The 23,372-nt window shown below is 73.3% G+C and carries 9 protein-coding genes; 8 read left to right on the plus strand and 1 reads right to left on the minus strand.

Annotated features, from left to right (window positions below; genetic code table 11):
* Nucleotides 1-17: 17 nt before the first annotated feature.
* Nucleotides 18-764, minus strand: coding sequence for a thioesterase II family protein (locus OG406_RS39105; protein ID WP_267052116.1), 747 nt, complete (start codon nt 762-764; stop codon nt 18-20).
* A gap of 855 nt (nt 765-1,619) precedes the next feature.
* On the opposite strand from OG406_RS39105, the gene OG406_RS39110 reads away from it, so the two are divergent.
* The 8 genes from OG406_RS39110 (at nt 1,620) to OG406_RS39145 (ending at nt 23,339) form a co-directional block, all read left to right on the plus strand.
* On the plus strand, nt 1,620-1,781 hold the full coding sequence (locus OG406_RS39110) for a hypothetical protein (protein ID WP_164370950.1): 162 nt from the start codon (nt 1,620-1,622) through the stop codon (nt 1,779-1,781).
* Nucleotides 1,782-3,144: 1,363 nt separating this feature from the next.
* On the plus strand, nt 3,145-3,360 hold the full coding sequence (locus OG406_RS39115; RefSeq protein ID WP_081222070.1) for an MbtH family protein: 216 nt from the start codon (nt 3,145-3,147) through the stop codon (nt 3,358-3,360).
* Nucleotides 3,361-3,685: 325 nt separating this feature from the next.
* Nucleotides 3,686-4,297 carry an LmbU family transcriptional regulator gene (locus OG406_RS39120; protein WP_329183082.1) on the plus strand — a complete coding sequence of 204 codons (612 nt, stop codon included), beginning with the start codon at nt 3,686-3,688 and terminating at the stop codon, nt 4,295-4,297.
* Nucleotides 4,298-4,391: 94 nt separating this feature from the next.
* A complete protein-coding gene (locus OG406_RS39125; protein WP_329183080.1) occupies nt 4,392-5,978 on the plus strand; it encodes an amino acid adenylation domain-containing protein in 1,587 nt (528 codons plus the stop codon).
* Nucleotides 5,979-5,992: 14 nt separating this feature from the next.
* On the plus strand, nt 5,993-6,247 hold the full coding sequence (locus OG406_RS39130) for an acyl carrier protein (protein ID WP_267052119.1): 255 nt from the start codon (nt 5,993-5,995) through the stop codon (nt 6,245-6,247).
* A gap of 289 nt (nt 6,248-6,536) precedes the next feature.
* Entirely contained in the window at nt 6,537-7,724 is a 1,188-nt protein-coding gene (locus OG406_RS39135; protein WP_164370954.1) for an NAD(P)/FAD-dependent oxidoreductase, read from the plus strand.
* A 42-nt stretch (nt 7,725-7,766) separates the two neighbouring features.
* Nucleotides 7,767-15,581, plus strand: coding sequence for a non-ribosomal peptide synthetase (locus OG406_RS39140; protein ID WP_329183075.1), 7,815 nt, complete (start codon nt 7,767-7,769; stop codon nt 15,579-15,581).
* A 3-nt stretch (nt 15,582-15,584) separates the two neighbouring features.
* A complete protein-coding gene (locus OG406_RS39145; protein ID WP_329190585.1) occupies nt 15,585-23,339 on the plus strand; it encodes a non-ribosomal peptide synthetase in 7,755 nt (2,584 codons plus the stop codon).
* The last annotated feature ends 33 nt before the right edge of the window (nt 23,340-23,372 follow it).

Consider the following 23,372-nt stretch of genomic DNA (forward strand, 5'->3'; position numbering starts at 1 on the left):
GCCGGGGGGGGGTGGGGTCAGCGGGGGCGGGCCGTGGTCGCGGCGTCGAGCGCGGCGGTCGCGTCCCGCCGGATCTGGCGCAGCAGCGGCGAGGGATCGCCGGCGAAGTAGAAGTGGCCGCCGTCGAAGACCCGCAGGCCCAGGAAGCGCTCGAAGTGGCGGGCCCAGCCGGTCATCGAGGCGGGCGGGGCGGAGCGGTCCGCGCCCCCCGCGTACGCGGACAGCGCCACCGGCAGTACGACGGCGTCCGGATCGGGCCGCCAGGTCTCCACCAGCCGCAGGTCTGCGCGGATGACCGGCTCGAACAGGGCCCACAGATCAGGGTCCTCGAAGACGTCACCGGGTGTGCCGCCGAGCAGCTTCAGACGCTCCCGCAGGTCGGCGTCGGACAACTGGTGGTAGCGCTGACCCTGTCCGCCCGGCTGCGGTGCCGTCCGTGCCGAGAGCCCCGCCCACACCGGCAGCGGCAGGCCCCGCGCGAGAGCCCGCCGGGTGATCTCGTACGTCAGCAGGGCGCCCATGCTGTGCCCGAACAGGGCGTAGGGGCCGTCCAGTTCCGCCTCGATACCGTCCAGCAGATGGTCCGCGAGCCGGCCGGCGTCGGTGATCTGCGCCCTGTCCAGGAGCAGCCCGTGGCCCGGGGCGTCGAGCAGCCGCACATCCCACGACGGGGGCAGAGCGGCGGGCCAGGTGCGGTAGAGCAGGTGCGAGCCGCCCGCATGGTGCAGGACGAACAGGCGCAGGGCAGGTCGTGTGCTGTTCATCGCTCTCCCTCGGATCGGGCCGCGTTCCGGGGACCATAGAACGGCGCCCGCCCGTCGTGTTCCGGCCACCGCGCGCCCTGTGCCGCGGCTGTGGCGGCTCTCGAGCGGGCCTCAGGCACAACACCGCGCCCCCCGCCCCCGGACCGCCCGCCTCCACCGCACACCAGCCCCTCGCCCCCTTGGCCCTCGGCCGCCACCGGCGCCGACGGGCAGCCCCCACTCCGGACCGACACCCCGGCATCCCCGAACCGGCCGCCCCGCCCCCGGCGCGCCGCAACCCGGCCGCCCCGCCACCGGCCCCGCACTCCGGCCGGCCTCGCCGTCCCCGCGAACCGTGCGCCCGCCCCTCTTTCCGCCACCCACACCCACACCGCGCCCACCCACCCCGCAGCCGCGTCCGCAGCCGACCGGCTCCGGCACACCGCGCCCACCCCGCAGCCGACCGGCTCCGGCACACCGCGCCCGCCTGCCGCCGGCGTCGCAGACCGGGCAGGACCCGCCCCGGGTCTCGACCAGGACTCGACCGGCGCCGCGCGAACCATCGCTAGGTTGATGGACGTTGGCACCAGCGACGCGGCCGGCCAGGCCCGTACGACACCTGCGGATCCGCCCACAAGGCCAGGGGTCCCCACCACCGCTCGAACCGGAGCGGACGCCACACGGGCCTGGCTGCCGTACGCTCCCGCCCAGCTCCAGTACCGCGAGGCAGACGATCTCGCATCCGTACGTCATGGACCGGCTGCACCGTCCCGGTCCCGGGCAGCTCCCGAGGGAACGCGAGCGCCCTTCGACGCCGTGGTGTCCGATCGGCCAATCTGCGCCCAGGACAGCGAAGTCCGGCGAAGGGACGAACCGGTGAACGACGACTGGCAAGAACTCGACCAGCCACTGCGCCACGCCCACACCCACAGCTACGTCGGCACGGCACAGGCCGGTGCCCCGCCGCTGCGGCTCGCCGGCGCGGACGACGAGGCGGCGGTCTCCGCCGAACCGCACATAGTCCGCGGCATCGACTGACCCTGCCCGGGCTCCCCGTCCACCGGGCCTGCCCCCCTGCCTCCCTGCGCCCCTCCTTCTCGTGGCGCGGTGTGCGAGGTCCTTGCCCGGAGCGGCACCGCGAGCGCCGTCACCGGTGGTCTCCGCGTCACGGCCCCGCCCGCCACCCGGCCCGCGGTGCCGTGCGCCGAACGCGCCCCGCACCCCCTCGTACGGTCGGGAGCCGTACGTCCCTGCCGCCGGGGCCGGTGCTCCGGGCAGCGCCCGCACGGCGCGGGGAGCACCCGCACGGTGGGGGGACACCCCGCCGACACGACGTGACGGGCCCCCGCAGCGCGGACCCCGAGCGCGCCCGGCCCGCAGCGGCACACGCGCCGGCCGCACCCCAGAACCCCCCGCCTGGCCCGCAGTGGCACATGCGTCGGCCGCCCCGAGCACCCCCCCGCCCGGGCCCGCGGCCACGACGTGGCTCCGCCCGGCGCGACACCCCCCGGATCGGCGTGGGCAGACACCCCGCAGACGCGCGGGCACGGCGCGCCCCCGGTCGGCCGCGAGCGGCTCAGGCCCGCCGAACTCCCCTGCGCCGAGACCCTTTTACGGCACGCCCGAGCCGGCGCACCGCGTGCCTGTGGGACGCCCACGGCCCGAGCGCACCGGCGCCACACCGGCAGGGGAGGGGCTCAGCCCAGCTGCGTCCGCGCACGTCACCTTCCCCGCGGACGAACCGGCTCGGGAGCCAGAGCCAGAGCCGGAGCCGGAGCCAGAGCCGGAGCTGGAGCCGGAGCCCGCCCCGTGGTCCCACACCGCTGCCCGGCCCGGCGCTCCCGCGCGACGCGGCGCTCCCGCGCGTCCCGCCCCGCGCCCGGCCCCGCGTCTGGCGCGCAGCACCCTCCCGGCCTCCGGCACCCCGCCCGCGCGCGCCTCGGCCCCCGTATGGAACACACCCGGGACAGCGGCCCCGGAACCCCTGGGACACCCATGGCCGGCGCTGCCGAACTCCCCGCGGCCCACGTCATGCCGGTCCCGGCGTCAAGCCGCTCTGAACCCGGCCTCCAGCCGCGCTCCGGTCACCCGTCCCCGGGTGCGGGCGGCCGCGCATCGTGGCACAGGAACCCGGCCCGGTACAGAGGATCCCGGCCGGGTGCGGGCCCTTTCCCGGGCGGGGCGGGCGGCGTGGCGGCGGCCCTTGTCGTGCCGGCGGCCCGCTCCTTACGGTCGTGGCAACGCCGGGGTCGCACCGACGCCGGGTGTCCTGTCGACCGGACGCCCGGGTGTCCCGTCGACCGGACAACACCGGCCGGTGAAGCCGCCCGGTGCGCTCTCGCACCCGGCCCGGCGACAGCCCATCCCGAGTCACCTTCATGACGGTTAAGGACGGTGCCAGTTGAGCACGAACCCCTTCGATGACGAGGACGGCCGCTTCCACGTTGTGGTCAACGACGAGGAGCAGCACTCCCTGTGGCCGGCGTTCGCCGAGGTGCCCGCCGGCTGGCGTGTGGTCTTCGGCGAGGCGGCCCGCGCCGAGTGCCTGGAGTACGTCGAGTCGAACTGGACCGACCTGCGCCCGCGGAGCCTGCGCGAAGCCATGGCCGCGGACTGAACACCGCACCCACCGAACTGGGCTGACACTGCGTCAGATTGCGGGGCCCGGCCGACGGGCCCCGCGGTGCCCGGGGGCGCCGGTGCGCGCCTGCCGCGTCCCGGCCCACGCGAGCAACCGAGCGAGCCGACCCGGACCGACGGCGGCGACCGGCACCCGGCACGGCCGGGGGAGCGGTCAACGACCGCGCGAACACTGCGAGTTGGGAGATGAAGTTGTGACGGGCGCTGCGAGAACTGCGAGCAGGTACAAGCCGAGGCCGCACACCACGGGAGAGCCGGCCCAGCGCGATGTGGTCCTGTCCTTCGTGGGGACGCACGCCACGGTGCAGAAGTCGGGAATGGTCTTCCCGCAGAATCTCTCCGAACGGTCCTGGGAACAGATCGGGGCCAACCTGCGGGAACTGGTGAACTCCTCGGCCTGGTGGCTCGCCGACTGGCTGATCTACGGAGAGGCCACCTACGGGTGGCGGCGCTACAAGGAGGCCGTGGAGCGGACCGGGCTCGACTACCAGACCCTGCGCAACTACGCCTGGGTGGCCCGCCGTTTCGAGCACGACCGGCGGCGCGACAGCCTCAGCTTCGCCCACCACGCCGAGGTGACCCGGCTCTCCCCGCCCGAGCAGGACTACTGGCTGCGCAAGGCGGAACAGCAGAAGTGGTCGCGCAACGAACTGCGCCGCGCGGTGCGCGCCAGCCTCGCCGTGCAGAGCGGAGAGCACGCCGAGCTCCCCGAGTCCGCCGGCGACGGCGGGCAGGACGCCACCACCGGGTCGCCGCGGACGGCCGGGCAGGGCGGGAGCAAGGTCACCACGCTGACCATCGAGCTGTCCGTCGGCCAGCTGGAGTACTGCTCCAAGGCCGCCGCCGCCCACGGACTGCCCGTCGACAAGTGGGTGGCCCGGATGCTGGCGAGCGCCGAACGCCAGAGCGCCTGAGAGCGCACCGCCCCGGCGTGCCCGGGGCGAACCCCCTGCCCAGGTGCCGCGGGCGCACCGCCCGACCGGACACCGCACACATCGGAGTCAGTTGATGATCCTTCAGGGAAAGCGGGTGGCCCTGCCGCCCTCGCCCGTCGTCCACCGGCGGTTCGAGGAGCACGCCAGGGCCACCCCCGACGCCCTCGCCGTCGTGTGGTCCGGCCGGCAGGTGACGTACGCGGAACTCGACGCCCGGGCCAACCGGTTCGCGCACTTTCTCACCGCACACGGCCACGGCCGCGGCGCGAAGGTCGGCATCTGCCTCGACTACTCGATCGACATGATCGTCGCCATCCTCGGCACCCTGAAGGCCGGCGCGGCCTACGTGCCCTTCGACCCCGCCTACCCCGCGGCCCGCCTGCACCTGCTGCTCGGCCAGGTACCCGACCTCGCCCTGATCGTGGCCTCCCCGGCCACGGCCGCCATGGTCGAGTCCGCGGGCGCCGAGGTCATCGACCTCGAACAGCTCGCCGGCCACCTCGCGACCCTCCCGGCGACCGGCCCCGACGTCCACGTCACCGGCGACGACCTCTGCTACGCGGTGTTCACCTCCGGCTCGACCGGCACCCCCAAGCTGGCCGCGGTCCGCCACGAGGGCTGGTTCAACCTGATGAACTGGCTCCAGCTCGAATACGGCCTGCACCGCGGCTCCCACAACCTGGTCGTCTCCGCCTTCGGCTTCGATCTCTCCCAGCGCGCCCTGATGACCCCCCTGTTCTGCGGCGCCACCCAGCACCTGATGGCCAGCCGCAACTTCGACGCCATGCTCGCCCACCGCATGCTCACCCAGTACGACATCCGCGTCGTGCACTGCGCCTCCAGCACCCTGTACCTGCTGGTCGACTGGGAGAACGCGCGTGGCGGCGACGCACTCGCCCGCCTCGACTACGTCCTGTTCGGCGGGGAACCCCTCAAGAGCGAACGCCTCACCCGCTTCGCGCGCCGCCCCGGCACCACCGTCACCCTGCTGCACCAGTACGGCGTCGCCGAGTGCACCGATGTCGCCACCTCCTACGACCTGGCCCACTACCGGCCCGGCGAGCACGACATCGCCCCGGTCGGCCGGCCCGCCCACAACACCGTCATCCACCTCCTGGACGCCGACCTGCGCGAGGTCCAGGCAGGCCAGTACGGCGAGATCTGCATCTCCGGAGCCGGCGTCGGCGCGGGCTACCTGGGCGGCAGCGGCCCCGAGAACGCCAAGTTCACGACCGTCGACGTCGAGGGGACACCGCTGCGCCTGTACCGCACGGGGGACCGTGGCCTCATCGACGACCGCGGCCAACTCGTCGTCGCCGGACGGATGGACGCCCAGGTCAAGGTACGGGGCATGCGCATCGACCCCACCGACGTCGAACGCGCCCTGGGCCGGCTGACCGGCGTCCGCGAGGCGGCCGTGGTGGTCACCTACAACGACGGCGGCGAAGCCGAACTGAACGCGTTCGTCGTCCCCTTGGGCAACGACCTCGCCGAGGACGATCTGCGCACCCGCCTGCTGTGGACCCTGCCGCGGAACATGGTGCCGTCCCGGTTCACGAACATCCTGCGCCTTCCGCTGAGCCCGCACGGAAAAGTGGACCGCGCCGCCCTGGCGGACGTCTGCCGCACCCCGTACGCCGGCAGCAACTCCATTGCATGAAAGGGCCCTTGGCCGTGACGACAACCGAGAGGAACGCGATGACCGCCGACCGCGTCCGCGCCATCTGGTGCCGGGAACTCCAGCGCGACGACATCACGCCGGACGACGACTTCTTCGCCCTGGGCGGCCAGTCCCTGATCATGGTCAGCATTCAGGGCGCATTCATCGAGGAACTGGGCGCCGAGGTCCCCATGGACCAGATGTTCCTCAACCCGACCGTGGCGTCGATCGCCGCCTACATCGACTCCCAGGCCGCCCTCGCCCCGTAACCACCACCCCCTCGCCCGCCCCGGGCAGACACGGGGGGCCGTCCCGCCGGCGGGACACCCGCGGCATGCCCGCACCCTTTTCAACTCCCTCCGCCCAAGCCCTTTCACGGCCCGCAGGATCTCTTCATCCCGCCCGCCCGGGCCGGATAGCCTCGAATGCGTCCACGGCCACCGCCCCCCTTCTTTTTCTTTTTGCGGCCGGCCGCAGCGAACAGCGCACCCCTTTCACCCCGGCACGGTTCGGCCGCGGCCGAACCGTGCCCAAAAACAATCCGGTAAGAGAGGCGCCATGTACGACGTGATAGTCATAGGTGCCCGTTGTGCGGGTTCGCCGACGGCCATGCTTTTCGCACAGCAGGGCTATCGCGTCCTGCTCCTGGAGAAAGCGCGCTTCCCCCAGGACACCCTCTCCTCGCACTACATCCACCAGCAGGGCATCGCCCTGCTCAACCGGTGGGGCCTGCTGGACAGGATCCGCGACTCGGGCGCCCAGCCGATCACCCACCAGCGCTACGAAGGCCCCGGCGTACGCATCGAGGGCTTCTCCCTGCCCATCGACGGCCTGCGCACCACCTACGCGCCCCGCCGCTACGTCCTCGACCCGATCCTCGCCGACGGCGCCGTCGCGGCCGGCGTGGACTTCCAGCAGGGCTGCGCGGTCAACGACCTGCTCTTCGACGGCGACCGCGTCACCGGCGTGCGCTACACCACCCCCGCCGGCACCGTCACCACCGAACAGGCCCGCCTGGTCGTCGGCGCGGACGGCATGCGCTCCCTGGTCGCCCGCAAGACCGGCGCCCCCAACGTCATCGAACACCCGCGGATGACCTGCACCTACTACAGCTACTGGTCAGGCGTCCCCTCCGACTTCGAACTCTACGAGCGCACCGGCCGCTGGATCGGCGTCCTGCCCACCAACGACGACCTCACCCTGCTCATGGCGTACTTCCCGCAGGAGGACTTCGGCCAGGTCCGCAAAGCCGTCGAACCCGCCTACCTCGACGCCTTCCGCACCACCGCCCCCGAACTGTACGAACGCATGCAGGCCGGCGAGCGCGTCGAGCAGCTCTACGGAACCGGCCACCAGGACAACTACTTCCGCAAGGCCTACGGCCCCGGCTGGGTCCTGGTCGGCGACGCCGTCAACCACAAGGACTCCATCACCGCCCGCGGCATCACCGAAGCCTTCGTCCAGGCCCAGACCCTCACCGACGCCATCGGCCAGAACCTCCACGAGGACACCGCCCTCAAACCGGCCCTGCGCCGCTACGAGAACAGCCTGGGCGACGAGGCCCTCAACCACTACCAGGGCGCCCTGAACGTCGCCGAACTCAAGCCCGAGGGCCGCACCGACATGCTGCGCAAACTGGTCGGCCACCAGCAGCACATCGACCGCTACTTCTCCACCCTGTCGGGCGCGTGCTCCATCGACGACTTCTACAACGACGAACTGCTGACCCTGCTCGACCAGAGCTGACGACCTGCCGACCCGCTCCCTGGTAACGCCGAATTTGGAGACATGATGATCCCGTTGTCGTTCGCGCAGCGCCGGCTGTGGTTCGTGGACCGCTTCGAAGGCCCCTCGCCGACCTACAACGGCGCGTTCGCCCTGCGGCTGACCGGCGAACTGGACGTCGACGCACTGCGGGCGGCGCTCCACGACGTCGTCGACCGGCACGAGGTGCTGCGCACGGTCATCGTCGAGGACGACGACGGCGTCCCCCACCAGCAGGTCCTGGCCCACGGACACGAGCAGGTCACCCTGCCCCTGAGCGAGGTCACCCCCCGCACACGGGACGCGGCCGTCGACCGGGCGGCCAAGCAGACCTTCGACCTGGCCACCGACGTCCCCATCCGGGCCGTCCTGCTGCGCTGCGCACCCCGCGACCACACCCTGGTCCTGGTCGTCCACCACATCGCCCTGGACGGCGAGTCGCTGGGCCCCCTGCTGCGCGACCTCACCACCGCCTACACCGCCCGCCGCGACCACCACGCCCCGCGCTGGCAGCCACTGCCGGTGCAGTACGCCGACTACACCCTGTGGCAGCAGGACGTGCTGGGCCAGGAGTCCGACCCCGACAGCCTCGCCGCCCGCCAACTCGACTACTGGCGCCAGGCGCTGGCCGACCTCGCACAGCCGCTGGCCCTGCCCACCGACCACCCCCGCCGCCGGACGGTCAGCTCACGCGGCGACCTCGTCGAGTTCCCCCTCGAACCCGGCCTGCTGCGCGCCGTGGAGAAACTCGCCGCCGAGCAGGACACCACCGTCTCCATGGTCATGCAGTCCGCCCTCGCCGTCCTCCTGCACCACCTCGGCTGCGGCGACGACATCCCCCTGGGCGCACCGATCGCCGGCCGCACCGACGAGGACCTGCGCGACCTCGTCGGCTTCTTCGTCAACACCTGGGTGCTGCGCGTCGACCTCTCCGGCAACCCCACCTTCCTCCAGCTGCTGCACCGCGTCCGCGAACGGGCACTGGCCGCCTACGACAACCAGGACATGCCCTTCGAACGGCTCGTGGAGCGCCTCAACCCCGACCGCTCCACCGCCTACCACCCCTTCTTCCAGGTGATGCTCGCCTGGCAGGAGCCGCTGGGCGAACTCCACTTCGCCGGCCTGGACGTCACCTCGCAGACCCTGGAGACCGGCACCGCCAAGTTCGACCTGTTCTTCAACATGATCCCGGACAGCTCCGGCGGCGCCGGGGTACGCCTGGAGTACGCCACCGACCTCTTCGACCAGGACACCGTCCGCGCCCTCGCCGCCCGCTTCGTACGCGTCCTGGCACGGCTCACCGCCGACACCGCACGCGGCGTCAGCAGCATCGACGTCCTCGACGACAGCGAACGCGACCAGCTCCTGACCTTCACCACCCCCACCGCCGCACCGCACGGCAGCGGACAGACGGTCCCCGACCTGTTCGAGGCCCAGGTACGGCGCACCCCCGACGCCCCCGCGCTCGTGTGCCAGGGCCGCACCCTGACCTACCGCGCGCTCGACGAACGCGCCACCCGCATCGCCCGCGAGCTCACCCGCCGCGGCGCCGGCCCCGAGGACCTCGTCCTGCTCGCCCTGCCCCGCACCGAGGACCTCGTCGCCGGCCTCCTCGGCATCCTCAAGTCCGGCGCCGGCTACGTACCGATGGACCCGCAGTACCTCAGCGCCCGCGCCCGCACCATCCTCGACGAAGCAGCCCCGCGCTTCGCCGTCACCGACACCGCCACCTGGCAGGACATGCCGCCCAACACCGTCGAGGCCCTCCACCTCGACGACCGGGCCCTGTGGAGCGCCCCCGGCACGGCGCAGGAACGGGCCGCCCACGGCACGGCGCCCGCCCCCGGCAACCTCGCCTACGTCATGTACACCTCCGGCTCCACCGGCACGCCCAAGGGCGCCGCGATCACCCACCGGGGCGTCGTCGACGGCATCCGCGCCCTGGCCCGCACCGTCGGCGCCGGACCCGGCCGGCGCATCCTCGCCGGCACCTCCGTCAACTTCGACGTGTCCGTCTTCGAACTCCTCAGCGCCCTGAGCACCGGCGGCACCGCCGAACTCGTCCCCAACGCGCTGGCGCTGGCCGAACGCGACCACTGGGACGGCCACATCATCAGCGCCGTCCCCTCCGTCCTGGGCGAACTCGTCGGCCACCTCGACAAGGCCCCCGACGTGGACACCGTCGTCCTCGCCGGCGACGTCCTGCCCGCCCGCCTGGTCCGCCAGGTCCGCGAGGCACTGCCCGGCGTGAACATCGTCAACTCCTACGGGCAGAGCGAGAGTTTCTACGCCACCACGTTCACCCTCACCGCCACCGAGGACCTCCCCGACGGCGACGTCACCCCCATCGGCAGCCCGCTGCCCGCCATGCGCGCCTACGTCCTGGGCCCCGGCCTCGCCCCCGTACCGCACGGAGTGGTCGGCGAGCTGTACGTCGCCGGGAGCTGCCTGGGCCGCGGCTACCACGGCCGGCCCGCACTGACCGCCGACCGCTATGTCGCCGACCCCTACGGGCCCGCCGGCGAACGCATGTACCGCACCGGCGACCTGGCCCGCTGGAACACCGACGGCCACCTGGAGTGCGTGGGCCGCGGCGACGGCCAGGTCAAGGTACGCGGCTTCCGCATCGAGACCGCCGAGGTCGAAGCCGCCATCACCCAGCACCCCGGCATCAGTGAGGCTGTCGTCATCAGCCGCACCGTGCCCTCCGGGGGCCGCCGGCTCGTCGCCTACGTGGTGCACACCGGCGAAGGCGCCGTCGGCGACGACGGCGCCGGCGGCATCGGCGACGTCGACGTGCAGTCCGGCGCCTCGGCCGCCGAACTGCGCAAGTTCGTCGCCGCCCGCCTGCCCGACTACATGGTGCCCTCCGCGTTCGTCGCGCTGGGCCGCCTGCCGCTGGGACCGACCGGCAAACTCGACCGCGCCGCGCTGCCCGAACCCGAGTTCCAGGGCGAGACCTACCGTCGGCCGCGCACCGAGGCCGAAACCGTCATCGCCGCCGCCTACGCCGACGTCCTGGGCGTCGAACGCGTCGGCATCGACGACGACTTCTTCGCCATCGGCGGCGACAGCCTGCGCTCCATCCAGGTGGTGGCCCGCGCCCGCGCCCGCGGCCTGAACCTGACCACCCGCGAGATCTTCGAGTGCCGCACCGCGGCCCGCCTCGCCGAAGCGGCCGGCGCCCACCGCGATCAGGCACCCGTCCTGGCCGAACTCGACGGCGGCGGCGTCGGGGAGCTCCCACTGCCCCCGGTCGCCCGGCACGTCTTCGAACACGGCGGCGGCACCGACCGCTTCGCCATGGCGATGGCCCTGGACCTGCCCGACACCATCGACGCGGACACCCTGGCCGCCACCCTGGACGCCGTCCTGGACCGCCACGACCTGCTGCGCGCCCGCCTCGTGCCCGACACCGGCGCCGGCGAACCGGTCCTGCTCGTGCCGCCGCCCGGCAGCGTCCACGCCCACGACCTGATCCACCGCGTCGACTGCGACGGCCGCTGGGAGGAGCCCGCCCTCCTCGAGGCGGCCCAGCAGGAACTGCACGACGCCGTCGGCCGCCTGAACCCGCGGGCCGGCCGCATGGCCGACTTCGTGTGGTTCGCCCCCACCCCCGGCACCACCGGCCGTCTCCTGGTGGTCCTGCACCACCTGGTCGTCGACGGCGTCTCCTGGCGCATCCTCATGTCCGACCTCGCCGAGGCCTGGCAGCAGGTCCGCTCCGGCAGCACCCCCGACCTGCCCGCCGTGGGCACCTCCGCCCGCCGCTGGGCCGCCGCCCTCCAGGACGAGGCCCTCTCACCGCGGCGCGAAGCCGAACTCGACTACTGGCGCGACCTGCTCGAAGCACCCAACCCCCCGCTGGGCAGCCGCCCCTTCGACCCGGCCCTCGACGTCATGTCCACCCTGGACACCGTCCGCATCGACCTGCCCGCCGACGTCACCGAAGCCGTCCTGACGACCCTGCCCGCCGCGTTCAACTCCACCGGCACCGACGTCCTGCTCGCCGCCCTCGCCCTGGCCGTCGGCCACTGGAACGGCACCGGCCACCCCACCCTGGTCCGCATGGAGGGCCACGGCCGCGAGGACCACGTCGTGCCCGGCGCCGACCTGTCCCGCACCATCGGCTGGTTCACCAGCATGTACCCGGCCCGCGTCGACGTGTCCGGCCTCGACGTCACCGACGCCCTGACCGGCGGACCGGCCGCCGGACAGGCGATCAAGCGGGTCAAGGAACAACTGCGCACCGTCCCCGACAAGGGCCTGGGCTACGGCCTGCTGCGCCACCTCAACCCGGAGACCGCCGGCCAGCTCGCCGAACACCGGGCCCCGCAGATCGGGTTCAACTACCTCGGCCGGATCTCCGCCTCCGACGTGCCCGAACACCTGCGCGCCGACGGATGGGGCCCCGCCTCCTGGTCCGCCGACCTGATCCCGCAGCCCGACCCGGACCTGCCCGCCCTGTCCGCCCTGGAAGTCAACTCCCTGGTCACCGACACCCCCCAGGGGACCCGGCTGCAGGCCGCGTTCATGTTCCCCACCGGACTCCTCACCCGCGAGCGGACCACCGACCTCGCGAACCTGTGGGTACAGGTGCTGCACGGCATGGCCGCACACGCACAACGCCCCGACGCCGGCGGACTGACCCCCTCCGACGCCCCCCTCGTCACGGTCCGCCAGGACGAGATCGAGGCCTGGGAGCAGACCTACGGACCGCTCAGCGAGGTATGGCCGCAGGCCCCGGGACAGTCCGGCATCCAGTACCAGGCGGCCCTCGCCGACGGCTCCTTCGACGTCTACCACATGCAGTTCGTGCTGCACCTGAGCGGACACGTCGACCCGGCCCGCATGCGGGCCGCCGGCCAGGCCCTCCTGGACCGCCACCCCAACCTGCGCTCCGCGTTCCTGGCCACCGACAACGGCGAGCCCGTCCAGGTCGTCGCCGACCACGTCACCCTGCCCTGGCACCACCACGACCTGAGCGGACAGGACCCCGCCGCACAGGACACCGCTCTGGACCAGGCACTGGCCGCCGACCGCGCCGACCAGCTCGACCCCACCCGGCCCCCACTGATCCGCCTCGCCCTGCTCACCTGCGGAGGCCGGCAGGCGAAACTCATCGTCACCGCACACCACACCCTCTTCGACGGCTGGTCCTCACCGATGGTGATCACCGACCTGGTCCGCCTGTACTCCAGCACCGAGGACCTCCCCGCGGCCCGCAGCTACGGCGACTACCTGGCCTGGCTGTCCGCGCAGGACCAGCAGGCCTCCGCCGCACGCTGGAAGAGCGAACTGGAGGGCTTCGACCAGCCGACCCTGGTCGCCCCCAACGCCGCCCTCAAGGGCACGTCCTCGGCCCTGGGCCGCGTCGAGGTACCCCTGTCGATCGACAAGGGACGCGAACTGGCCCGCCGCGCCGCCCAGCTCGGCGTCACCCTCAACACCCTCCTGCAGGGCGCGTGGGCGATCCTGCTCTCCCAGCTGACCGGACAGCAGGACGTGGTGTTCGGCGCCGCCGTCAACGGCCGCCCCGCCGACCTGCCCGGCTCCGACGAGATGGTCGGCCTGTTCATCAACACCCTGCCCACCCGGGTGCGCTGCCTGCCCGAGCGCAGCATGGGCGAGGCCATCACCGACCTCCAGGACCGCCAGACCGCCCTGCTGGACCACCACCACTACGGGCTCGCCGACATCCAGCGCGACATCGCCCTGCCCGCCCTGTTCGACACCCTCATCGTCTTCGAGAACTACCCCATCGACCGTGAGGGCATCGTCGACGCGAACACCTCCGCGGGCTTCACCATCGACAGGATCCGCCCGTTCGCCGGCTCCCACTACCCGCTCACCCTCAACTCCGCCGACCCCTACCTGCGGCTCTCCCTGGACTACCAGAACAACCTCTACGACCGGCCCGCGGCCGAGGAGATCGCCGCCCGCCTCGTCCGCGTCCTGGACCAGCTCCTGGCCGACCCGCACACCCGCCTCGGCGCCGTCGACGTCCTGGCCGAGACCGAACGCGACTGGCTGCTCGAGACGGTCAACGACACCGCCGAACCCACCCTGGAAACCGGCCTGGTGGACACCCTGGCCCGGCACGCGAAGGCCACCCCCGACGCGCTCGCCGTCACCGCCGAGGACCGGTCGCTGACCTACCGCGAACTCGACGAGGACACCAACCGCCTCGCCCACTGGCTCACCGGCCGCGGGGTGGGACCCGAATCCCTCGTCGCCGTCCGCCTGCCCCGCACCGCCGGCCTCGTCATCGCCCTGCTGGCCGTCCTGAAGACCGGCGCCACCTACGTGCCCGTCGACCCCGACCACCCGGCCTCACGCATCGCCCACATCCTCGACGACTCCCGCCCCGCCCTCGTCCTGGACGCCGACACCCTCACCGCGGCCGCCGACGACCTCACCGCCCAGCCGGCGACGCCCCTCGCCACCGTCGTCCACCCCGACCAGGCCGCCTACGTCATCTACACCTCCGGCTCGACCGGAAAGCCCAAGGGCGTCACCGTCACCCACCGCGGACTCGCGAACTTCCTGGCCACCATGGCCCGCCGCTTCCCGCTCACCCCCGCCGACCGGCTCCTCGCCGTGACCACCGTCTCCTTCGACATCGCCGGCCTCGAGCTGTACCTCCCGCTCCTGTGCGGCGCGGGAATCGTCCTCGCGGACAAGGACACGATCGCCCAGCCCGCCGCCGTCCTGAAGACGATGCGCGAGCACCACGTCACCGTCGTCCAGGCCACCCCCGCCTTCTGGCAGATCCTCCTCATGGAGGAACCCGACGCCGCCCGCGGCCTGCGCATCCTGGTCGGCGGCGAAGCCCTGCCGCCCCAACTCGCCCGCACCCTGGCCGCCCAGGCCGCCGACGTCGCCAACGTCTACGGCCCCACCGAGACCACGATCTGGTCGACCAGCACCCACATCGGCCCCGACACCGGCGTCCCGCCCATCGGAACCCCCATCGGCAACACCCGCCTCTACGTCCTGACCGCACGCCTGGAGGCCGCCCCGCGCGGCGTGCAGGGCGAGCTGTACATCGCCGGCGACGGCCTGGCCCGCGGCTACCAGGGCCGCCCCGACCTGACCGCCTCCCGCTTCGTGGCCTGCCCCTTCGGTGCGCCCGGCGAGCGCATGTACCGCACCGGCGACCTCGTCCGCTGGGGCGAGGACGGCCGCCTGCAGTACATCGGCCGCACCGACTTCCAGGTCAAGATCCGCGGCTTCCGCATCGAACTCGGCGAGATCGAGCACGTCCTGGCCGAACACCCCGCCGTCGCCCAGGCCGTCGCGATCGTCCGTGAGGACCGCGTAGGCGACCAGCGCCTCGTCGCCTACGCGGTGCCCGCCGGCAAGAGCGACCCCACCACCCTGGACGTCCCGGCCCTGATGGCTCTGCTGCGCGAACGCCTGCCCGAGTACATGGTCCCCGCCGCGATCGTGCCGCTCGCCGCCCTGCCCACCTCACCGAGCGGAAAACTCGACCGCGCCGCCCTGCCCGCCCCCGACCACGGCGAAGCGGCGAGCGGACGGGCACCCGCCAACGAACGCGAGGAAACCCTGTGCCGGCTCTTCGCCGACCTGCTGGGCCGTGAACAGATCGGCGTCGACGACGACTTCTTCGCCAGCGGCGGACACTCCCTGCTCGCCACCCGCCTCAGCGGCCGCATCCGCAAGGAATTCGGCATCGACTCCAAGGTCACGATGGTCTTCCGCAACCCGACCGTCGCCCAACTGGCCCTGCGCATCGCGGAGCTGACCGCCCCCGACCAGAACCGCCCCCGCCGGGCGAACCGCCCCCAGCTGCGCCAGATGACTGTGCAGGAGTAGCCGATGATCCCGCTGTCGTTCGCCCAACGCCGGCTGTGGTTCCTCCACCGCCTGGAGGGCCCCTCCGCGACCTACAACATCCCCTTCGCGCTCCGCCTGGAGGGCCCCCTCGACACCGCCGCACTGGCCGCCGCCGTCACCGACGTCGCCACCCGCCACGAAACCCTGCGCACCCTGATCGTGGAGGACGCCGACGGCACACCGGGCCAGCAGATCCTGCCCCCCGACGAAGCCGTCCTGCCCTTCACCGTCACCGACACCACCCCCGGCGAACTGGACGCCGCCCTGGACACGGTCCTGCGCGCCGGCTTCCACCTGGAGTCGCAACTCCCGCTGCGCACCACCGTCTTCCGGCTCGCCCCGCAGGAACACGTCGTCGCGTTCGTCTTCCACCACATCGCCGTCGACGGCGCCTCCATGGCCCCCTTCCTCACCGACCTGGTCACCGCCTACACCGCCCGCCGCCAGGGCCGGCCCCCGCACTGGACGCCGCTGCCCGTCCAGTACAAGGACTACACCCTGTGGCAGCGCCAGCTCCTGGGCGACGAGGACGACCCCGAGTCGGTCGCCGCCGCACAGATCGACTACTGGCGCACCGAACTCGACGGCGTGCCGCAGCCGGTCCAGCTACCGCTGGACCGGCCCCGCCCCACCCTGCCCGGCCACCACGGCGGCCACGTCTCCTTCACCCTGGAACCCGAACTCCTCACCGGCATCGGGAAACTGGCCGCCGACCACGGCGCCACCGCCCCCATGGCCGCCCAGGCCGCCCTCGCCCTGCTCCTGCACAAACTCGGCGGCGGCCACGACGTGACGATCGGCAGCCCCATCGAGGGCCGCGCCGACGAACAGCTCGACGACCTCATCGGCTTCTTCGTCAACACCTGGGTCCTGCGCGCCGACCTCGCCACCGCCCCCACCTTCGCCGACCTCCTCGAACAGGTACGGGAGAAGGCACTCGCCGCCTACGACAACCAGGACCTGCCCTTCGAACGCCTGGTGGAACTCCTCGGCCAGGACCGCGCCACCTCCTACCAGCCGCTGTTCCAGACCATGCTGGCCTGGCAGTTCGTGTGGCCGCAGATCCACCTGCCGGGCCTGAACGCCACCCCGCTCGCCGCCGACACCCGCTCCGCGAAGTTCGACCTGTTCTTCAACATCGTCCCCGACGCCGACGGCGGCGCCTACGGACGCCTGGAGTACGCCGGCGAACTCTTCGACCAGAGCACGGCCGCCGCCATCGCCGACCGCTTCGTACGCGTCCTGCGCCACGTGGTCACCGCCCCCGACGCCCCCCTCACCGCCCTCGACGTGCGCACCGACGCCGAACGCGAGGACCAGGCCCGCCGCAACGACACCGCCACCCCCCACGCCGCCACGACGCTGCCCGAACTCCTCGCCGCGCAGAGCACCCGCACCCCCGACGCCCCCGCCGTCATCCACGCCGCCACCACCCTGACCTACCGGCAGCTCGACGAGCGCGCCGGCCGCCTCGCCGCCCACCTGCGCGCCCACGGGGCCGGCCCCGACGTGCTGGTCGCCGTCGCCCTGCCCCGCACCGCCGACCTCGTCGTCGCCCTCCTGGCCGTCCTCAAGGCCGGCGCCGCCTACCTGCCCGTCGACCCCCGGCACCCGGCCGCCCGCACCCGCCTCCTGCTCACCACCGCCCGGCCCGCCCTGCTGCTCACCGACCGCGCCACCGCCCCCCAAGCGGGCCTCGACGCGGACGCGGCGCCCCTCCTGCACCTCGACGACCTCGATCTCACGGGCCCCGCCCCCCACCTGCCCGCGGTGCGGGTACGGCCGGACGACCTCGCCTACGTGATGTTCACCTCCGGCTCGACCGGCACCCCCAAGGGCGTCGCCGTCACCCACGCCGGCGTCGTCAACGGCATCACGGACCTGCGCCGCACCGTCCACGCCGGACCGGGGGAGCGGATGCTCGCCGCGACCTCGGTGAACTTCGACGTCTCCGTGTTCGAGATCTTCACCGCCCTCACCACCGGAGCGAGCGTCGAGATCGTCCGCGACGTCCTCGAACTCGCCGAACGCGACGCCTGGTCGGGCACCACCATCAGCGCCGTACCCGCCGTGTTCTCCGCCCTCCTGGACCACATCACCCAGCATCCCGGCAGCCTGCGCCTGACCGTGGACACCCTGATCCTCGCCGGCGAGGCCCTGACGGCCGACCTGGTGGACAAGGCCCGCACCGTGCTGCCCGGCGTACGCATCGTCAACGCCTACGGACAGACCGAAAGCTTCTACGCCACCACCCACACCCTGCCGGCCGGGCCCGCCCCCACCGGGGCGCTGCCCATCGGCAGGCCCCTGGCCAACCTGCGCACCCACGTCCTGGGCCCCGACCTCACCCCCGTCCCGCCCGGCGTGATCGGCGAACTCCACGTCGCCGGAATCCTCGCCCGCGGCTACCACGACAACCCGGCCGCGACCGCCCAGCGCTTCCTGCCCGACCCCTTCGGCGCGCCCGGCGAACGCATGTACCGCACCGGCGACCTGGCCCGCTGGGACACGGACGGCCACCTCGTCTACGCGGGACGCGCCGACACCCAGGTCAAGGTCAACGGCATCCGCATCGAACCCACCGAGATCGAGACCGTCCTGGCCCGCCACCCCGCCGTCGGCCAGGCCGTCGTCACCGTCCACCAGGACCCCGCCGCAGGACCCCGCCTGGTCGCCCACCTGGCGCCCCCGGCCACCGCCGAGGAGGCCGCCGCGCCGGCCGGCATCGACGAGAGCGACGTGCGGCGCTTCGCCGCCCGGCACCTGCCCGACTACATGGTGCCCGCCGCCCTCCTCACCCTGGAACGCCTCCCGCTGACCGCGAGCGGCAAAATCGACCGGGCCGCGCTGCCCGCCCCGGTGTTCACCAGCGCCGGACACCGCCCGCCGCGCACGGCCACCGAACAGATCCTGGCCGAGGTGTACGCCGACGTCCTGGCCGCCTCCCGGGTCGGCATCGACGACGACTTCTTCACCAGCGGCGGCGACAGCATCCGCTCCATCCAGGTCGTCGCCCGGGCCACGGCACGCGGCGTGCGGATCAGCACCCGCGACATCTTCGAGCACCGCACCATCGCCCGGCTCGCCGAACTGACCGAGGCCCGCGGCGCCGAGCAGCAACCGGTCCTGGCCGAACTGCCCGGCGCCGGCGTCGGCTGGGCCCCGCTGACCCCGACCGCCGCCCACGTCCTGGCCCTCGGCGCGGGCACCGGCCGGTTCTCCATGTCCGCCCTGCTGACCCTGCCCGACGGCATCACCCCCGCACAGCTCACCGCCACCCTGCAAACCCTCCTGGACCGGCACGACGTGCTGCGCTCCCGCCTCGTCCGCCTCCAGCCCGGCCTGCGCATGGAGCCCCCCGGCACCGTCGACGCCGCCACCCTGCTCCACCGCAGGCCCTACGACCCGGCAACCGTGCAGGGCGAACTCGACGCCGCCGCCTCCCGACTGGACCCCGACACCGGCGTGATGGCCCAGTTCGTCCACCTCACCGACGACACCGGACCCGGCCGGCTCCTCCTCGTACTGCACCACCTCGTCGTCGACGGCGTGTCCTGGCGGATCCTGCTGCCCGACCTGGCCGACGCCTGGCAGCACGTCCGCGACGGCCTCGAACCCCCACCCGCCCCCGCCTCCACCTCCCTGCGCCGCTGGGCCCACGCCCTGGCCGAGACGGCCAACACCCCCCAGCGGGAAGCGGAACTGCCCCACTGGCAGGAGATCCTCCGCGACGGCGAACCACCCCTGGGAAGCCGCCGCACCGACCCCGCCCAGGACACCGCCGCCACCACCGACACCGTCCGCGTCCGCATCCCCGCCGACACCACCCACACCCTGCTGACCACCCTGCCCGCCCTGTACCGCGGCGGCGCCGACGACGCCCTGCTCACCGGCCTCGCCCTCGCCCTCGCCCGCTGGCGCGCCCGCCACGACACCCCCGCCCCCGCGACACTGGTCCGCCTGGAGGGCCACGGCCGCGAGGAACACCTCGTCCCCGGCGCCGACCTGACCGCCACCATCGGCTGGTTCACCGCCATGTACCCGGTCCGCCTGGACCTCGCGGGCCTCGACCTCGCGGACGCCTTCGCCGGCGGCCCCGCCGCCGGAGCAGCACTCAAGGCCGTCAAGGAACACCTGCGGGCAGTCCCCGACAACGGCCTGGGCCACGGCCTGCTGCGCCACCTCAACCCCCGCACCGCCCCCGTGCTCGCCGCCCTGCCCCAGCCGCAGATCGGCTTCAACTACCTGGGCCGCGCCTCCACCGCCGACCTGCCCGAACACCTGCGGGGCGCCGGCTTCACCCCCGACACCGGCCACCAGGACCTGATCGCCGCCGACGACCCGGACATGCCCGTCCTGTCCGCCCTGGAGATCAACGCGGTCGCCGCACCCACCGACGAAGGCGACGAACTGAGCGCCTACTTCGGCTTCGCCACCGGCGTCCTGACCCGCCCGCAGGTCGCCGAACTCGCCGACCTGTGGGTCAAGGCCCTGACCGCCCTGGCCCACCACACCACCACCGACGGCGCCGGCGGCCTCACCCCCAGCGACGTGCCCCTGGCCGAGGTGTCCCAGCCCCAGATCGACACCTGGGAGCAGCGCCTGGGCCCCCTGGACCAGGTGTGGCCGGTGACCCCCGCCCAGTCCGGAATGCTCTTCCACACCCTGCTCGCCGCGACGTCCACCTTCGACGCCTACCGCATGCAACTGGTGTTCCACCTCAGCGGCACCGTCGACCCCCGGCGCATGCGCCGGGCCGCACAAGCCCTCCTGGACCGCCACAGGGGCCTGCGCGCCGCGTTCCTCGACCGCGCCGACGGCGAACCCCTCCAGGTGATCCCCACGACGGTGCCCCTTCCCTGGCAGCACCTCGACCTCACCGCCCACCCCCTGCCCGAACGCACCGCGGCGTTCGAGGACTTCCTCCGCCAGGACCGGGCCGCCCCCTTCGACATCACCACCCCGCCCCTGCTGCGGATCGCCCTCGTCCACCTGGAACCCGGCCGCACCGAACTGGTACTGACCGCCCACCACGCCCTCTTCGACGGCTGGTCCACCCCCCTGCTCCTGCAGGACCTCCTGCTCCTGTACGCGTCCGACGGCGACGCGGCCGCCCTGCCCGCCCCCCGCGACTTCGGCGACTTCCTGACCTGGCGCGCCCGCAGGGACGAACAGGACTCGGCACGCGCCTGGGCCGCCGAACTCGACGGCCTGAGCGAACCCACCCTGCTGGCCCCCGGCGCCGGCGACACGGGAGACGAAGGCCTCGACGAGGTCGACGTCCCCCTCCCGCCCGAGCTGGCGAGCGAACTGGGCCGCTGCGCCACCCGCCTGGGCGTCACCGCCAACACCCTGCTCCAAGGCGCCTGGGCGCTGCTCATCGGCCAACTCACCGGACGCCGGGACGTGGTGTTCGGCGCCACCGTCTCGGGCCGCCCGGCCCAGGTCACCGGCGTCGAGTCGATCGTCGGCATGTTCATCAACACCCTGCCGGTCCGCGTCGCGCCCGCCCCCGGCGAGACCCTCGCCGGCCTCCTGAGCGGCCTGCAGAGCCGCCAGGCGGCCCTGTCCGACCACCACCACGTGGGCCTCACCGACATCCAGCAGCCCACCGGCCTGCCCGCCCTCTTCGACACCCTCGTCGTCTTCGAGTCCTACCCCGTCGACCAGAAGGGCCTGCAAGCAGCCGGCGACGCCACCGGCGGCCTCACCGTCACCGGCCTGCGCCACGCCACCGGCACCAACTACCCGCTCACCCTGACGGCACTGGTCGAACCCCGCCTCGCGCTCACCCTGCAGTACGCGCGCTCCGTCTTCGACCGCGACACCGTCGAGGACTACGCGGCCCGCCTGGTGCGCGTCCTGGCCCGGCTCGCGGACAACCCCGACCTGCCCGCCGCCCGCCTCGACACCCTCACCGACGGCGAACGCGAGCGGCTCCTTCTCGACTTCAACGACACCGCCGCCCCCACCCCCGACACCACCATCAGTGCGCTGATCGAACAGCAGGCGGCCCGCACCCCCCACCAGAGTGCCCTCGTCGCCGACGACACCACGCTCACCTACCAGGAACTGAACCGCCGGGCCGACCGCCTCGCCCACCACCTGGCCGAGCACGGCGTGGGAGCGGAGTCACTCGTCGCACTGTCGCTGCCCCGCACCGCGGACCTGGTCATCGCCCTGATCGCCGTCCTCAAGGCGGGCGGCGCCTACCTGCCGCTCGACCCCAAGTACCCCGGACAGCGCCTCGCCGCCATCCTCAGCGACGCCCGGCCCGCCCTCGTCCTCACCGACACCGCCACCTCCGCCCTCCTGCCCGACCACGAGGCCCCCACCGTCCTGATCGACACCCTCGACCTGCCCGACCCGCCCGCCACCGCACCCCGACAGGCCGTGCACACTCAGCAGTTGGCGTACGTGATGTACACCTCCGGCTCCACCGGCCGGCCCAAGGGCGTCGCCATCACCCACGCGGGCGTCGTCAACGGCGTACTGCACCTCGCCGACCGGCTGGGCCTCGGACCGGGCAAGCGGCTCCTCGCGGGAGCATCGGTCAACTTCGACGTCTCGGCGTTCGAGATCTTCACCACTCTCGCCACCGGCGGCACCGTCGAACTGGTCCGCGACGTCCTGGTCCTGGCCGAGCGCGAGCACTGGAGCGGCAGCGTCATCTCCACCGTGCCCTCCGCCTTCGCCGAACTCCTCGACCGGATCAGCGGCCGCACCCAGGTGGACAGCGTCGTCTTCGCCGGCGAAGCCCTGCCCACCACCCTCGTCGACCGCACCCGCCAGGCCTTCCCCGGCATACGCGTCCTCAACGCCTACGGCCAGAGCGAGACGTTCTACGCCACCACCCACACCGCCACCGACACCCCCCAGGACACCGGGGCGGGCGGCAGCATCCCGCTGGGCACCCCGCTCGCCAACATGCGCGCCTACGTCCTGGGCCCCGGCCTCACCCCGGTCCCGCCCGGCGCGGTCGGCGAACTGTACGTCGGCGGGGCCATCGGCCGCGGCTACCACGACCGCCCCGCCCTGACCGCCGCCCGCTTCGTCCCCGACCCCCACGGCGCGCCCGGCGCCCGCATGTACCGCACCGGCGACCTCGCCCGCTTCACCGCCGAGGGCCTGCTGGAGTACGCGGGCCGCTCCGACGCCCAGGTCAAGGTGCGCGGCTTCCGCGTCGAACCCGGCGAGATCGAGGCCGTCCTCACCACCCACCCGCACCTCGCCCAGGCCGCCGTCATCACCCGCGGCACCGGCACCGCCACCCGCCTGATCGGCTACGCCGTACCCGCCCGGGAGACCACCGCCCAGGAGATCCGCCGCTTCGCCGCCGAGCACCTGCCCGACTACATGGTGCCCTCCGCCGTCGTCCTGCTGGAGCGGCTGCCGCTGATGCCCAACGGCAAACTCGACCGGGCCGCCCTGCCCGAACCCGAGTACACCGGCGCCCCCTACCGCGCCCCGCGCACCCCCCGCGAGGAAACCCTGGCCGCCCTGTTCGCCGAAGTCCTCGGCCTGGACCGGGTCGGCATCGACGACGGCTTCTTCGAACGCGGCGGACACTCCCTGCTCGCCACCCGCCTCATCGCCCGCGCCCGCGCGGACATGGGCATCGAAATACCCATCCGCACGATCTTCGACCTGCCCACCGTGGCCGAACTCGCCACATGGTCCCAGGAATCGGCCGCCCCCCGCCGCCCCAGCCTGCGCCAGATGTTCGCAAAGGAGTGAACGTTGACTTCTCCCCCTCATAGAAGAGGGGGA

This window comes from Streptomyces sp. NBC_01428 (assembly GCF_036231965.1).
Classification (GTDB): domain Bacteria; phylum Actinomycetota; class Actinomycetes; order Streptomycetales; family Streptomycetaceae; genus Streptomyces.

Bases quoted from the DNA above. Each gene is read 5' to 3' on its own strand.
- OG406_RS39105 (WP_267052116.1), bottom strand. From the start codon at position 764: ATGAACAGCACACGACCTGCCCTGCGCCTGTTCGTCCTGCACCATGCG.
- OG406_RS39125 (WP_329183080.1), top strand. From the start codon at position 4,392: ATGATCCTTCAGGGAAAGCGGGTGGCCCTGCCGCCCTCGCCCGTCGTC.
- OG406_RS39135 (WP_164370954.1), top strand. From the start codon at position 6,537: ATGTACGACGTGATAGTCATAGGTGCCCGTTGTGCGGGTTCGCCGACG.
- OG406_RS39140 (WP_329183075.1), top strand. From the start codon at position 7,767: ATGATGATCCCGTTGTCGTTCGCGCAGCGCCGGCTGTGGTTCGTGGAC.
- OG406_RS39145 (WP_329190585.1), top strand. From the start codon at position 15,585: ATGATCCCGCTGTCGTTCGCCCAACGCCGGCTGTGGTTCCTCCACCGC.